Source organism: Polaromonas sp. SP1 (assembly GCF_003711205.1).
Lineage (GTDB): Bacteria > Pseudomonadota > Gammaproteobacteria > Burkholderiales > Burkholderiaceae_C > Polaromonas.
Window position 1 is genome coordinate 3,856,778 of the sequence record NZ_CP031013.1, and the last position, 12,370, is coordinate 3,869,147.

Genomic DNA, 12,370 nt, shown 5'->3' on the forward strand with positions numbered 1-12,370 from the left:
TCTGGCACAAGTAGACAGGCCTGTCTACTCCACCTAAAATCTCGTCCATGGACATCCCTGCCCCCTCCCCGCGCGAGCGCATCCTGCTCACCGCGCACGACCTTTTTTACCGCGACGGCCTGCGCGCCACCGGCATAGACCGCATCATTGCCGAGTCGGGTGTCGCCAAGCTCACCTTCTACCGGTGCTTTGCCAGCAAGGACGAGCTGATCCGCACCTTCCTCGACTACCGCCATGAGCGCTGGATGGCCTGGTTTGTCGATGCGCTGGGGCGGCACGGCGCTGTGGCGGGTGGCGGCCTGGCGCCGCTGGTGCCGGCGCTGGGCGAATGGTTTGCCGACCCGCTGTTTCGCGGCTGCGCTTTCATCAATGCCATCGCCGAGGTGGGCTCCGCAGTTCCTGGCGTGGCCGGCATCGTGCAAAGCCACAAGCAGGACATGCAGCAGGTGATTGCCGGTTTGCTGCCTGCCGGCGTGCGCCAGCAGGCGCTTGCCGGCGCGGCGGCATTGGCCGTAGATGGCGCCATCGTGCGGGCGCAGATGCAGGGCTCTGAAGCCGCATTGGCCGGGCTGCTGCTGCTGCTGGACGCGCTTGAGGTGCCCGCCTAAACCTTGGCAGGCCGGCGCTGCCCAGGCGCGCCGCCCGTGCGCGCTACGGCCTTCACATCTTTCACCGACTTCACCGCCGGGCGCTTGCCCGAGGCCACCCACTCGTCGTAAAAATCGATCTTGGTGTTGAGCAGCGTGAGCGCCTGCTGCCACTCGCCAATCATGGCCTTGACCTGCTCGCGGTGCGCCGCGAGCAGCGCCTGCCGTTTGGCCAGCGTGCTGCTGCCTTGCTTCACCAGCTCGGTGTACTCGCGCATTTCGGCAATCGACATGCCGGTGCGGCGCAGGCGGTCCATCAGGTCGAGCCAGTTGATGTGGAGCTCGCCATACACGCGGCGGCGGCCGCTGTCGCGCGCCACGCCGGGGATCAGGCCTTGCGCCTCATACCAGCGAATGGTGTGCACGCTGCGCCCGGTACGCGCGGCGAGTTGCCCGATCAGAAAGTTTTCAGCCATGCCCGACTGTAGGAAGTTGCGGCTCAGGCCGCAAGCGCGGCCACGGCGGGAGGAGCTTCCAACGCCTCCAGCACCAATGCGGTGTCCAGGTATTCCATCAACTCCTTCATCTGCCCGCCTTCCATGCGAAAGACATAGCAATACCGGTTGTTATAGGCCTTGCCAGCCTTGGTGGTGACCTTTCCCTCGAACTCGACCACCACCCTGTCGCCGTCGGCCAGGATGCTGCGCGTGGTGCTGATGTAAGGGAGAACGAACTGGGCATACAGCGGTTGCAGCAGCTCACTGACGACGGCCTGCTTGCCGCGGTAGCTGCGCGACCACGGGGTGTCGCCGGGGATGGTCCAGCAAAAGTCGTCGGCCATGGCGTCGACAAAAGGCTTGCCGTTGCCTTTGTCCAGCTCGGCCATGATGTGCTGCAGGCGCTGGCGGTTGGCGTTTGTGATGTCGGTGGTGGTAGTGGTGGCGGAAGCTGCGTTCATGTTCAATCTCCGTGAGGTGTTGGAGCCCGGCATCGTGCAAGGCTTGGGGCGATTAAAAATCCTTGAGTGCACTCAAGGTCAAGCCCCTGTTGCAGATTCATCAGATTGAGCACCAAATTGGCCTCCAGCCCAATACCCGCATAGGCTATTCGCTCCTTTTTTGATAGCAAACACCTCACAACCCTACAATGCCACCATGAACCAGAAAAGACCTGCCAACAGCGAATGGGTGACAAAAATGCTGGCCGTGCTGAAAACCGGCAACACGCCGGCGGCGCTGGCCCAGATCAAGGCCACCACCAGCAGCAAGGATTTGCAGCAACTGCATGCCGCGCTGGAAAAAGCGCAACTGCTCAAGCAGCTCAAGGCCGTCGATGTCGCGATTGCCGACCAGCTCGTGGCGCTGGCTTCTCCACGGCTGAGCCGCTCGCCCTGAGCGTTTCTTCCCTCCCCTGATCAGTCACTGCAGTAGTTGACAGTGCGCAATGCCCGGCTTAATATAGCTACATGGCTATATAACCAAACAGGAAAATGAACACCTCTCCAGACACCCTCAACCAGGCCTTCGCCGCCCTGGCAGACCCGACCCGGCGCGCCATCGTGGCCCGGCTGGCGTCCGGCGAAGCCACCGTCAATGAGCTGGCCGCGCCCTTCAACATGAGCCAGCCGTCCATCTCCAAGCACCTCAAAGTGCTGGAGCGGGCGGGTTTGATCTCGCGCGGGCGCGCGGCGCAAACCAGGCCGTGCCGGCTGGAAGCGGCGCCGCTCAGGCAGGTCGCCGGCTGGGTGGATCTGTACCGCAATATCTGGGAAGAAAGCTTCGACAAGCTCGACACCTTCCTGCAGTCCACCGCGCCGCCGCCTTTGCCGACCGCCATTCCAAACGCCACCCCACCGTCCACGAAAGGAAAAAAACATGTCCTCAAATAACGCCCCCTTCTTCATCACACGCGTCTTCAAGGCGCCGCGCGAGCGCGTCTGGCAAGCCTGGAGCGACGCCGCTTCGCTGCAGCAATGGTGGGGGCCCAAGGGCTGCACCCTCGACGCCTTGCGTTTTGAGTTCAGGCCCGGCGGCTTTTTTCACTATGCGATGAAGTTCGACGGCGCACCCACGTGGTGGGGCCGCTTCAACTACCGCGAGATCATTGAAGGCGAGCGCATCGTCTGGCTCAACTCATTTGCCAACGCAGCGTGCGGCATTGCGCGTGCGCCCTTCAGCGAGGTCTGCCCGATGGAGATTGAAAACACGGCGACCTTCACCGAAAAAGACGGTGTGACGACCGTCTCATTGCGCGCCCTGCCCTTCGGCGAATCCGCGGCGGAGCGCCAGTACTTTGAAGAGCTGAAGCCCTCGCTGGAGCAAGGCTACGGCGGCACGCTGGACCAGCTGGCCAGCTATCTCAAAGTGTGAATGCCTGAGCCATCACTACCGTTCGCCCTGAGCTCGTCGAAGGGCTTCGACAAGCTCAGCCCGAACGGTGTGGTGTCATCCCTCGTGGAACATCAATAGGCCGGGCGGATCTCGAACTGCGCATCACCCATATAGCGGTGCGGCCCCAGCGCGGCGGTGGTGGCGGCCAGCTCGGCCGCCTGCCACTGAGTGAAGATTTCAAGCTCGTCGCTGGACAGCACATCTTCGGCCGGTGAATCGCCATAGATGCCGACCAGCCGCATGTAGGCGGTGTAGACCGGCAGCACCAGGCTTTCATGGCCCAGCGCTTCGTCCAGCGCGGCCCTGAAGCGCTGCTCCGCCGCCTTCAGCTCGCCCTCGGAGGCGTCTTCATAGGCATACAGCCTCAAGCGGTAACTCACAACGCGTCCTTCATGGCTTGGTGACCGGGGGCCGTGCCGCTGCCGATGTGCCTTGCGTCAACTCGATGCGGCGGCGCAGCCGCTCGGCGGCCTGCGTGTCGCCGGCCTGCTCGGCACGGCGCAACTGCACGCCCAGCCAAGCCAGCAAGGGCCTGCGCCAGCCCTTGTCTGATGCGGTGTCGATCGCCTGCGCGATCACGTCCGGGCTGGCCTTGTTGGTTTGCAGCATCACGCCGGCAGCCACGAGCCTCGACAGCGGATCGGCAATGCCCTGCAGCGCGCCCGCATTGCCCGCAGCGGCGGCGCGTTGCGATTCGGGCAGCAGTGCAATGCCTGCCGGCTGCACCTGGCCCTTCAAATAATCAGCGTAGGCGCGCTGGGCGTCGGTGGCATCGGGCCGCAGTTTTTCAAACGCGGCGCAGGGCTCATCGAACACCAGGCTGGCCACGCGGGTGGCGCAGTGCAGCAGCTCGGCCGTGGCCAGCAGGTCGGCGCGGCCCGAGCGCGTGAGCTGGGTGCGTGCGCGCTCCAGCTCGGCCATCTCGACACGGCTGTTGCCCTCCATGTAGGCGGCGACGGAGCGGTCCATCGAACCTTTGGCTTCAAGCTGCCAGTCAGGCGGTTGCGGGCCGCCGGCGCAGGCGGCCAGCACAGCGGCTGCAACCATAGGCAAGATGAGTTTGATGACAGCGGTCTTCATGGCAGCTTCATCTCCGCATCACGCGCATCCTTGGCAAAAGGCCATTTGCGGCTGATCTCGTTGATCAGGCCTTCGACCTTGCGCAGGCTGGCCTCCACATCGGCGCGCAGCGCGCCCAGGTCGTCGGTGGCGTCTTTGGCGTTGCGGGTGACGGCCTGGGCGTCCTGCAGCAGTGCATCGACTTTCTTGAGGCTGGTGCGGGCCTCTCCCAGCATGGCATTGAGCTGCACGACGGTCGCGCGCGTCTCGGGCATCAGGCCTTTGTCGCCAAATACCTGCGTATCGGTCTTGGCGGCCAGCCCGTCGAGTTTGGTGAGCAGGGAGTTGGTGCGCTCCAGCGTGGCGGCAAACTTCTTGGCCTCGGCCTCGCTGCCCAGCAGCACAGTGAGCGCGCCGCCCGGGCCGTTCAGGCGCTCGGTCAGCGTCTGCAAATTGGCCAGGCTGGCGCCCACCGCGCCACCGCTGCCGGTGAGGGTGTTGAGGTTTTCGATCAGGTCCTTGGCGGCGGCAATCACTTTGGGCACCTCGCCCGCCGCGTCGCCCAGCAGCACGGTGCGCTCGGCGCCGTCGGGCAGCGGCGGGTCGTTCAGCAGCCCGGTGTAGGCGCGAATGTTGGTGCCGCCCACCAGGCCCTTCACGAGCGTGAACACGCTGGTGGTGCGCAGCCAGTGTGCATCCTTGGAAGCCACGTCGACCAGGATGCGGGCCTTGCCGTCGCTGGCCAGTTCGATGCGTTTGACACGGCCTATTGGAAAGCCGGAAAAGGTCAGGTCCATGCCGACCACCACGCCTTCGGAGTCGTCGGCGATCAGCACCAGGCGCTGGGTGGATTCAAACGCGCCGCGCGCATACATCACATACAGCGCCGAGCCGATCACCAGCACCAGCATGAAGATCAGCAGCAGCCGCGCCTTGAACTCCAGGCTGGCGATTTCCGCCGGCGAGGATTCGGTCTCGCGCGCCGGCTGGAGCGGGTCCGGCCGGTCGTGCTCCGGCGATTGCGGTGAGGGGTCGTGGGGTGATCTCATGGGTATTGTTTTTGGTATTTTTTGAGGAGGTCAATAGTAGTTGCCGACCAGCGAAGCCACTTCAATCAGCAGCAGCACAGCGAACATGCGCACCAGGCCGCGCATCTCGGCGCTGGTGCGGACGCTGGCCTCGCCCATGCCGTAGAGCGCCGAGGCCATGGGGATCAGCGACACGGCCAGGCAGAAGAACAGGGTTTTCAGCACAAAGATCAGCGTGACGGACGGGCTGAAGACCTGGCCGAACAGCCGGGTGTAGGCCGCCAGGCCTGACACGCTAAAGCCGTAGGTCGCCACATAGGCCACCACCAGCGCCACCACGCAGCTGAGCGCCGCCAGCGTGATGCCCGAGAACATGCCCGCCACCACGCGCGGCAGCACCTCTCGCCGCACCGGCTCCACGCCGCGCTCGCGCATCTCGTCGAGCTCGCCGCTGGCCTGCATGGCCGTGAGTTCCGCGCCGTCAGGGATGGTGCAGCGCAGCGCCACAAACAGCGCCGCCGTCAGCGGAATCAGCTCCAGCACCAGCACGCGGATGACGACCTGCAGCGCGTATTGCGACAGCCCGTAGCTGAGCGCCGTTACCAGCACGATGCGCGTCAGCACCACCGTGACCAACGCACACAGCAAGGTAAAACCCAGCAGGATGGGCGCGGTGTTGATGTAGATGTGGCGCGACAGAATTGCGCGGTTTTGCGGGCTGTAGCTGGACGGCGAAAGCGTCAGCACCAGGATGATCGCGCCGAGGTTGACCAGGCGCCACCATTCGATCAGCCAGTGCTGGGCGTCGCGGCCTGTTTTGGCGAGGCGGCCGTGCCAGTGTGATGCTGTTGAAGCCATCCGGGCATGATAACTGCGGGCTATCGTTGTCCATGTAGGATGGCAGGCGTTTTGAAAAGCTTGGCTTGTTCCAATACTGCTCGAGAAACCGTTCGGGCTGACCCTTCGACAGGCTCAGGACAAGGTACGCCTGACGGCGTATCGAAGCCCTCTCCGACAGCCCTTCGATACCTCAGGGCGAACGGCCTTAAACGAACAGCATTGGGGCTCGCACCCTGCCCCCATCACCACCCGCCTCTTTCTTCATCTCTACCCTGCTTCACCATGGCCATCGACACCTGGACCGCCTACTTCCTCGCTTCCATCCTCATCGCGCTGTCACCCGGCTCGGGCGCCGTGCTGGCCATGAGCCACGGCCTGAGCTACGGCATGCAGCGCACGCGCGCCACCATTGCCGGGCTGCAGCTCGGGCTGGTCATCATCCTGCTGGTGGCGGGTGCGGGTGTGGGTTCGCTGCTGATAGCGTCGGAGCTGGCCTTCAATGTGGTGAAGGTGTTGGGCGCCGGCTATCTCATTTACATCGGCTGGGCGCAGTGGCGCTCGGCAAACGGCATTGCACCGGAAGGCGGCGAAAACCTGGCGGATGCCAACGGCTTGTCGGTCAAACGGCGCTTCCTCACCGGCCTGCTCACCAACGTGACGAATCCCAAGGGCATCCTCTTCATGGTGGCGGTGCTGCCGCAGTTCATCAGCCCCACGCGCCCGCTGTGGCCGCAGCTGCTGGTGATGGCGTTGACGACCGTGGCGGTCGACACCGTGGTGATGCACGGCTATGCGTTTGCGGCCAGCCGCCTGCAAAAGCTGTTCAACAACGCGCGCGCCGTGCGGCTGCAAAACCGGGTCTTCGGCGGCATGCTGATGGCGGTGGGAGCGGGTCTCTTTTTCGTCAAGCGCAGCCACGCGGCGGCGCATTAGGCGGCCGGGGCCTGGCATGTTGCTACTAAAAATATAGCAGCATGCCCATACCCATCAAGGGCTAGAGGCCTAAATTTCTTATAAAACGCTTGTAAAACGTTTCAGCCCGCCCCGGCCTTTGCGGCCTCTGCCGACACAATCCCCGCCAGCTTGCGCAGCGCCTCGTCGGCTTGGGCTGAATACGGCGCGCCGCAGCTGATGCGCAAAAAGTGGTCGAAGCGGCTGGAGTTGGAAAACAGCGAGCCGGGCGACACGCGTATGCCCTGGCGGATGGCGGTGTTGAAGACCGCCTGCGCCGAGGTGCCGGGCGGCAACTCGACCCACAGCAGCATGCTGCCGCCGGGCACCGACAGCCGGGTGCCGGCCGGAAAGTGCGAGGCGATGGCGTCGGCCATTTGTTCACGCTGCACGGTGAATGTGCGACGCAGCCGGGCGAGGTGCCTGTCATACGCGCTGGAGGCCATGAACTCCGCCACAGCCAGCTGGGGCAAGGTTTCGTTGACGCGGCTTTGCGCGTACTTGAGCATGTTGATGCGGGCCTGCCAGCGCCCGCCGGCGATCCAGCCCAGGCGCATGCCGGGCGCCAGGGTTTTACGCAGCGAGGCGCAGTAAATCACCGAGCCGCTGCGGTCCCAGGCCTTGACGGCTTTCAGCGGAATGTCGTCGCGGCCCATGGCGGCGTAAGTGTCGTCCTCGATCAGCGCCACCTGCTGGCGCTCGCACAGCCGCACCAGCTTTTCCTTCTCGGAATCGGGCATGACGCAGCTCAGGGGGTTGTGGAAATTGGGTATCACCACCACCGCCCGAATCCGGTCGTGCGTCTGGAAGGCCAAATCCAGCGCCTCGACCGAAATGCCTTGCGTCGGGCTGGTCGGGATTTCGAGGGCGCGCAGGCCCAGGCTTTCCAGGATCTGCAGCAGGCCGTGGTACGTGGGGGATTCAACCGCCACGGTGTCGCCGGGCTGGGCCACCGCGCGCAGGGCGATGTTGATGGCCTCGATACAGCCGTTGGTGACCAGGATGTCTTCGGGCGCCAGCTGCATGCCGGCCTCCAGTGCGCGCTTGGCCAGTACGGCATTGAGCGGTGAATCATTGAGGAAGTCGGGCGGGCTGGACAGCAGCATCGGGTGCTTGCGCAGCGCCCGGATGGCGGCGTTTTTCAGCGCCTCGGCCGGGTAGACCTCAGGCGGGCCGTAGGTGCCGGCCAGGTTGGTGACCAGCGGGTAGATCTCGCACTTGGCCACGTAATCCGAGACCCGGTCATGGATGCCGACGTACTGCGCCGCATCCAGCTTGCGGCCCGGATCGGGCTCGCTGGGCGGCGGCAAATCAACCCGGCGGCGCTTGAGCACAAAGTAGCCCGACCGCGGCCGCGCCTCCAGCAGGCCTTCGTCTTCCAGCGTGTGGCAGGCCTCCACAGCCGTCGACAGGCTGACCTGGTGCAGCCGGGTCAAGGCCCGTACCGAAGGCATGCGTTCGCCCGGCATCAGCACGCCGGACTGGATGGCCTGGCGGTAGTGGCTGGAGAGCCGCAGATAGAGGGGTTCCGCGTGAGATTGCGCTGGGGATTGCACGTTCATAAGCCGAATGATCCGTGAAAGAAAAGCCTGCACACAGCCACAGATAGGGCGAAATCAGACCATAACAGATGTAAAACAAGTCGTCTGTACCGATACAGAAAGGTCCCGGGTGCATCTGTCGGAAATCAGCCGCTTTCCTTAATCTAGCGGTGTCCCTTCCCTGATTGACCCCTCTATGGAGCCGCCATGAAAAGCCATCCCGCCTCCCGCCAGCTTGAGCTTGACCCCGGTGAATCGCTGTTTTTCCACAGCAAGGCCGGCAGCGCACTGATCAGCACCGCCGGCACCCTGCTGGTGACGGGCGCGCCGCGCTGGTTGGGCGAGCAGCTTGTGTGCAACAGCACGGTGCTGGAATCAGGGCAGGCGCACACCCTCGACCAGGACGGCTGGATCACCGTGACCGCCCAGCACGGCGGCGCGGTCTGCGTGGTGGCCCAGAAGGGCCGCCCCTGGCCATGGGCCGCGCTGGTGTCCGCCTGCGTTGCAGTATTCGGCCGATACCGCAGCGCCAAACCGGTCTAAAGCCGTCGCGGTAAATTCGATCTGTTCCCCTTCCCCTTCTTATCTGTCATTCATCCGGCCCACGCCAACGACCCCATGACCACCTCCGCCTGGCTCCTCTTCATCACCATTTCGCTTGTCACCGCGCTCAGCCCCGGGCCGGGCATTTTGCTGGCGGTGTCCAACGCCGTGGCGTGGGGGCCGCGCAAGACGCTGTGGAGCTCCGCCGGCAATGTGCTGGGCGTGTTTTCCGTGTCTGCCGCGGCCATGGCCGGCCTGGGCACCTTGCTGCACACCTCGGCCTGGCTGTTTGCAGTACTCAAAACCATAGGCGCGGTCTACCTGGTCTACCTCGGCTGGCGCCAGTGGACCAGCAAGACCTCGATGTTCGACACACCGCTGCCCGAGCAGACCCAGACAGGTAAAACCAATGCCGCGCTGTTCCGCCAGGGCCTGCTGGTGGCGCTGACCAACCCGAAGAGCATCCTCTTCTTCACCGCCCTCTTTCCCCAGTTCATCCGCCCCGAGGCCCCGGTGCTGCCGCAGTTCCTGGCCCTGACCAGCGCTTTCGCCGCCTGTGTGCTGGTGTCGCATCTGGCGTATGTGCTGCTGGCCCGCCACACCCACCGCTGGTTCGGCACGCCCCGCCGGGCGCGCATTTTCAACCGGCTGTGCGGTGGCGCCTTTGGCTTGCTGGGCTTGAGCCTGCTGCGGCTGAAAAGCCCCCAATAAAACCAACACATAAAGGAATCCCCCATGAGCGACTCCCGCGACACCCGCGACACCCGCGACACCCGCGACACCCGCTTCGCCGCCATCGAAAAAGCCCTCGGCTACAGCTTTGACGGCGAAATCAAGATAGGCGGTAACTACACCTCCACCGTGCAGCACGGCGATGTGGTTTACGTCAGCGGCCAGGTGCCGCGCGTGGGCAGCACCGTGGTCGTCACCGGCCGCGCCGGAGCGGACGTGTCACTCACGCAGGCCCAACTCGGCGCCAAGGTGTGCGCCATGCGCGCGCTGGCGTTACTGCGGCAAAACCTGGGCAGCCTGGACCGCATCCAGCAGGTCATGCGGGTCACGGTCTACACGCAGTCCGCCACCGATTTCACCCAGCAAAGCGAGGTAGCCGACGCCGCGTCGGAGGTGCTGCACACGGTGCTGGGCGCGGCGGGCATCCATACGCGCACCTCGGTGGGCGTGGCCCAGTTGCCCAAGAACGCGACGGTCGAGGTCGACCTGATCGCCGCCGTCACGCCGGCTTGAACCGGCGAGCCCGATCCCGTCAGTTCGCGGGCAGCAGGCGGATCAGCTTGCCGTTGCTGTTGTCCGTCAGCACGTAGAGCAGGCCGTCCGGCCCCTGTTTCACATCGCGGATGCGTTCGCCCACCTCGGTGAGCAGCTTGTTCTCGCGCACCACCTTGCCGCTGAAGGGCGCCGACAGCTCGATCCGGTTGAGGTAGCCGAACTTGAGCGAGCCCACAAACAGGTTGCCCTGCCAGGCCTTGCCGTAGCGCTCGCTGGTCAAGAACGCCATGCCCGAAGGCGCGATCGACGGCACCCAGTAATGCAGCGGCTGCTGCATGCCGGCCTTTTCGGTGAGGCCCTCGCCGATCTTGCCGCCGCCGTAGTTCTCGCCGTAGGTGACCACGGGCCAGCCGTAATTGGCGCCGGGTTCGGGAAGGTTGATCTCGTCGCCGCCTTGCGGGCCGTGCTCGTGCATCCACAAGGCGCCGTCGGGCGCCAGCGTGGCGCCCTGGGCGTTGCGGTGGCCGTAGCTCCAGATCTCCGGCAGCGCCCCGGCCTTGCCCACAAACGGGTTGTCTTTGGGCACCGTGCCGTCCTTGTTGATGCGCACGATCTTGCCGTGGTGGTTGTCCAGCGTCTGGGCGTCTTCCTTGCGGGAATAACGGTCGCCCAGCGTGAGGAAAAGCGGGCCATCTGCAGCGCCATTCGCGCCGCCGGCCCGGCTTTCAACGATGCGGCAGCCGAAATGCGCGGTGCTGGCGAACTTGGGCTTCTGGCTGAAGATGACTTTGAGGTTCTCGAGCCGGCTGTCGTCGGCGCTCAAGGTCGCCCGCGCCAGCGCCGTGCTGTTGCCGCCCCCGCTGGCCGCCGGCTCTGAATAGCAAAAATAGACCGTGCGGTTGCGGGCAAAGTCGCTGTCGGCCAGCACATCCAGCAAACCGCCCTGCCCGCCGGCCGCCACCCGGGGCACCCCCGCCAGCGCGGCCGAGGCCTTGCCGTCCGTCGCGATCACCCGCATCCGGCCGGGGCGCTCGGTTACCAGAAAGCGCCCCTCCGGCAAAAACGCCACACCCCAGGGGTTTTCAAGCCCGGCGGCCACCGTTTGCGGCCGCACCGCCTGGCCCCAGGCAGGCTGAGTGGCTAAAACCGCCACCGATATTGCTATCAAAAAAGGAGCTATAAGTGCACGTGGCGATTGGGCTGGAGGCATATTTGATCCCTGAAGTTGGTGCTGACCGGGCGCGAACCGCCGCTGCCAGCCATTGCACCCGAAAACACGGCCGGTGAGGCTGTTTTTACGCCCCAAATCGTATGTAAACATAGCATCCAGACCAAAAACAAGGGTTTTCGCGTACACAAAACCGTTACAAATCAATGGTTTGAATACGTTATCAAGAACGGACTTGAGGTTGACGTAGGACAGATCTGTCAAGTATCCTAGGCGCCATGCGAAAAATTGCCCCTGCGCTCATCATTGCCTCTGCCGCCTGGCTGGCAATCAACGCGCACGCGGCGCCGAACCACGCGGCCGATGACATGGACAAACTGCTGGCCGACAAAGGCCTGCTGAACAAAATTGAGCATGTCCGCCAAAACGTCAGCAACAAGGCTTCCGAGCTGGTCGTCAACGCCATGGGCTTCCTGGGCGTGCCCTACAAGCGCGGCGGCAACACCGCCGAAACCGGTTTTGACTGCAGCGGCTTTGTACGCGCCATTTACGAACAAAGTGTCGGCCTGCTGCTACCGCGCCGCGCCGAGCAGCAAGCCGCCGCCACCCAGCGCATCGACAAAAACGACCTGCAGCCCGGCGACCTGGTGTTTTTCAACACCATGCGCCGCGCCTTCAGCCATGTCGGCATTTATGTGGGCGACGGCAAATTCATCCACTCCCCCAAGCCCGGCGCCGAAGTGCGCGTCGAAAGCCTGAGCGTGAGCTACTGGCAGCGCCGCTTTGACGGCGCCCGCCGCGTGCAGGCCGACGGCGCCGCAGGCCAGGACACGCAACGCACCGCCGCCCTGCCGGCTGCGCAGCCCCAGGCGGCGCAACTCGCCGTGGAGACCCAGGCGGCGCAGGCTTCGGCTTCGCAGCTCACGGTGGCCCAGCAGACGCAACTGCTGATGCAGCAAGAGCAATACAGACGCTGATCGACGCTATTCGGCGCTGATCGGCGCTATCGACACCAACCGGCGCCAAGCCGGTTTTT

Annotated in this window: 17 protein-coding genes; 9 read left to right on the forward strand and 8 right to left on the reverse strand. The window is 64.5% G+C overall.

All coding sequences use genetic code 11. The features are described from left to right. The first annotated feature begins 47 nt into the window (after positions 1-47). A complete protein-coding gene (locus tag DT070_RS18315; protein WP_122956689.1) occupies positions 48-608 on the forward strand; it encodes a TetR/AcrR family transcriptional regulator in 561 nt (186 codons plus the stop codon). Here DT070_RS18315 and DT070_RS18320 read toward each other — a convergent pair. Together DT070_RS18320 and DT070_RS18325 are read right to left on the reverse strand one after the other, a co-directional pair. Continuing rightward, the gene (locus tag DT070_RS18320; RefSeq protein ID WP_122956690.1) at positions 605-1,063 is read right to left on the reverse strand and encodes a MerR family transcriptional regulator; all 459 of its coding nucleotides are present in this window, start codon (positions 1,061-1,063) and stop codon (positions 605-607) included. The genes DT070_RS18315 and DT070_RS18320 overlap by 4 nt on opposite strands. A gap of 23 nt (positions 1,064-1,086) precedes the next feature. Further along, positions 1,087-1,545, reverse strand: coding sequence for a nuclear transport factor 2 family protein (locus tag DT070_RS18325; RefSeq protein WP_122956691.1), 459 nt, complete (start codon positions 1,543-1,545; stop codon positions 1,087-1,089). A gap of 196 nt (positions 1,546-1,741) precedes the next feature. Here DT070_RS18325 and DT070_RS18330 point away from each other — a divergent pair, with 196 nt between their 5' ends. The 3 genes from DT070_RS18330 (at position 1,742) to DT070_RS18340 (ending at position 2,956) form a co-directional block, all read left to right on the forward strand. Beyond that, entirely contained in the window at positions 1,742-1,981 is a 240-nt protein-coding gene (locus tag DT070_RS18330) for a hypothetical protein (protein ID WP_122956692.1), read from the forward strand. A gap of 95 nt (positions 1,982-2,076) precedes the next feature. Then, on the forward strand, positions 2,077-2,475 hold the full coding sequence (locus DT070_RS18335) for a helix-turn-helix transcriptional regulator (RefSeq protein ID WP_122956693.1): 399 nt from the start codon (positions 2,077-2,079) through the stop codon (positions 2,473-2,475). After that, a complete protein-coding gene (locus DT070_RS18340) occupies positions 2,462-2,956 on the forward strand; it encodes an SRPBCC domain-containing protein (protein WP_122956694.1) in 495 nt (164 codons plus the stop codon). The genes DT070_RS18335 and DT070_RS18340 overlap by 14 nt, the downstream gene beginning before the upstream one ends. A 92-nt stretch (positions 2,957-3,048) precedes the next feature. Here DT070_RS18340 and DT070_RS18345 read toward each other — a convergent pair whose 3' ends face one another. The 4 genes from DT070_RS18345 to DT070_RS18360 are packed head-to-tail and all read right to left on the reverse strand — an operon-like array spanning position 3,049 to position 5,922. Continuing rightward, a complete protein-coding gene (locus DT070_RS18345) occupies positions 3,049-3,357 on the reverse strand; it encodes a hypothetical protein (RefSeq protein ID WP_122956695.1) in 309 nt (102 codons plus the stop codon). Between the two features lie 10 nt (positions 3,358-3,367). Continuing rightward, positions 3,368-4,057, reverse strand: a complete 690-nt coding sequence (locus DT070_RS18350) for a hypothetical protein (RefSeq protein WP_122956696.1) — start codon at positions 4,055-4,057, stop codon at positions 3,368-3,370. Beyond that, entirely contained in the window at positions 4,054-5,085 is a 1,032-nt protein-coding gene (locus DT070_RS18355; protein ID WP_122956697.1) for an MlaD family protein, read from the reverse strand. The genes DT070_RS18350 and DT070_RS18355 overlap by 4 nt, the downstream gene beginning before the upstream one ends. A gap of 30 nt (positions 5,086-5,115) precedes the next feature. After that, positions 5,116-5,922 (reverse strand): ABC transporter permease, encoded by an 807-nt coding sequence (locus DT070_RS18360; protein ID WP_122956698.1) that lies wholly within the window; start codon positions 5,920-5,922, stop codon positions 5,116-5,118. 264 nt (positions 5,923-6,186) lie between these two features. On the opposite strand from DT070_RS18360, the gene DT070_RS18365 reads away from it, so the two are divergent. Further along, complete coding sequence (locus DT070_RS18365) at positions 6,187-6,837, forward strand: LysE family transporter (protein ID WP_122956699.1); 651 nt, start codon at positions 6,187-6,189, stop codon at positions 6,835-6,837. Positions 6,838-6,938: 101 nt separating this feature from the next. On the opposite strand, the gene DT070_RS18370 is transcribed toward DT070_RS18365, so the two are convergent. Then, positions 6,939-8,417 carry a PLP-dependent aminotransferase family protein gene (locus DT070_RS18370; protein WP_122956700.1) on the reverse strand — a complete coding sequence of 493 codons (1,479 nt, stop codon included), beginning with the start codon at positions 8,415-8,417 and terminating at the stop codon, positions 6,939-6,941. A 186-nt stretch (positions 8,418-8,603) separates the two neighbouring features. Between DT070_RS18370 and DT070_RS18375 the strand changes: the two genes are divergently transcribed. From DT070_RS18375 to DT070_RS18385, 3 genes are all read left to right on the forward strand, one after another. Further along, positions 8,604-8,939: a hypothetical protein gene (locus tag DT070_RS18375; RefSeq protein ID WP_122956701.1), complete on the forward strand. Its 336-nt coding sequence runs from the start codon at positions 8,604-8,606 to the stop codon at positions 8,937-8,939. 75 nt (positions 8,940-9,014) lie between these two features. Next, entirely contained in the window at positions 9,015-9,650 is a 636-nt protein-coding gene (locus DT070_RS18380) for a LysE family translocator (RefSeq protein ID WP_122956702.1), read from the forward strand. A 24-nt stretch (positions 9,651-9,674) separates the two neighbouring features. Then, positions 9,675-10,184, forward strand: a complete 510-nt coding sequence (locus DT070_RS18385; RefSeq protein ID WP_122956703.1) for a RidA family protein — start codon at positions 9,675-9,677, stop codon at positions 10,182-10,184. A 19-nt stretch (positions 10,185-10,203) separates the two neighbouring features. Here the strand turns inward: DT070_RS18385 and DT070_RS18390 are convergent, their stop codons facing one another. Then, a complete protein-coding gene (locus tag DT070_RS18390; protein ID WP_122956704.1) occupies positions 10,204-11,376 on the reverse strand; it encodes a PQQ-dependent sugar dehydrogenase in 1,173 nt (390 codons plus the stop codon). A 236-nt stretch (positions 11,377-11,612) separates the two neighbouring features. Here DT070_RS18390 and DT070_RS18395 point away from each other — a divergent pair, with 236 nt between their 5' ends. After that, positions 11,613-12,311, forward strand: a complete 699-nt coding sequence (locus tag DT070_RS18395) for a C40 family peptidase (RefSeq protein WP_122956705.1) — start codon at positions 11,613-11,615, stop codon at positions 12,309-12,311. The last annotated feature ends 59 nt before the right edge of the window (positions 12,312-12,370 follow it).

What these genes read in the sequence shown, in the direction of transcription:
- DT070_RS18315 (WP_122956689.1), top strand. Translation starts at nt 48, where the DNA reads ATGGACATCCCTGCCCCCTCCCCGCGCGAGCGCATCCTGCTCACCGCG.
- DT070_RS18320 (WP_122956690.1), bottom strand. Translation starts at nt 1,063, where the DNA reads ATGGCTGAAAACTTTCTGATCGGGCAACTCGCCGCGCGTACCGGGCGC.
- DT070_RS18325 (WP_122956691.1), bottom strand. Translation starts at nt 1,545, where the DNA reads ATGAACGCAGCTTCCGCCACCACTACCACCACCGACATCACAAACGCC.
- DT070_RS18330 (WP_122956692.1), top strand. Translation starts at nt 1,742, where the DNA reads ATGAACCAGAAAAGACCTGCCAACAGCGAATGGGTGACAAAAATGCTG.
- DT070_RS18335 (WP_122956693.1), top strand. Translation starts at nt 2,077, where the DNA reads ATGAACACCTCTCCAGACACCCTCAACCAGGCCTTCGCCGCCCTGGCA.
- DT070_RS18340 (WP_122956694.1), top strand. Translation starts at nt 2,462, where the DNA reads ATGTCCTCAAATAACGCCCCCTTCTTCATCACACGCGTCTTCAAGGCG.
- DT070_RS18350 (WP_122956696.1), bottom strand. Translation starts at nt 4,057, where the DNA reads ATGAAGACCGCTGTCATCAAACTCATCTTGCCTATGGTTGCAGCCGCT.
- DT070_RS18355 (WP_122956697.1), bottom strand. Translation starts at nt 5,085, where the DNA reads ATGAGATCACCCCACGACCCCTCACCGCAATCGCCGGAGCACGACCGG.
- DT070_RS18360 (WP_122956698.1), bottom strand. Translation starts at nt 5,922, where the DNA reads ATGGCTTCAACAGCATCACACTGGCACGGCCGCCTCGCCAAAACAGGC.
- DT070_RS18365 (WP_122956699.1), top strand. Translation starts at nt 6,187, where the DNA reads ATGGCCATCGACACCTGGACCGCCTACTTCCTCGCTTCCATCCTCATC.
- DT070_RS18370 (WP_122956700.1), bottom strand. Translation starts at nt 8,417, where the DNA reads ATGAACGTGCAATCCCCAGCGCAATCTCACGCGGAACCCCTCTATCTG.
- DT070_RS18375 (WP_122956701.1), top strand. Translation starts at nt 8,604, where the DNA reads ATGAAAAGCCATCCCGCCTCCCGCCAGCTTGAGCTTGACCCCGGTGAA.
- DT070_RS18380 (WP_122956702.1), top strand. Translation starts at nt 9,015, where the DNA reads ATGACCACCTCCGCCTGGCTCCTCTTCATCACCATTTCGCTTGTCACC.
- DT070_RS18385 (WP_122956703.1), top strand. Translation starts at nt 9,675, where the DNA reads ATGAGCGACTCCCGCGACACCCGCGACACCCGCGACACCCGCGACACC.
- DT070_RS18390 (WP_122956704.1), bottom strand. Translation starts at nt 11,376, where the DNA reads ATGCCTCCAGCCCAATCGCCACGTGCACTTATAGCTCCTTTTTTGATA.
- DT070_RS18395 (WP_122956705.1), top strand. Translation starts at nt 11,613, where the DNA reads ATGCGAAAAATTGCCCCTGCGCTCATCATTGCCTCTGCCGCCTGGCTG.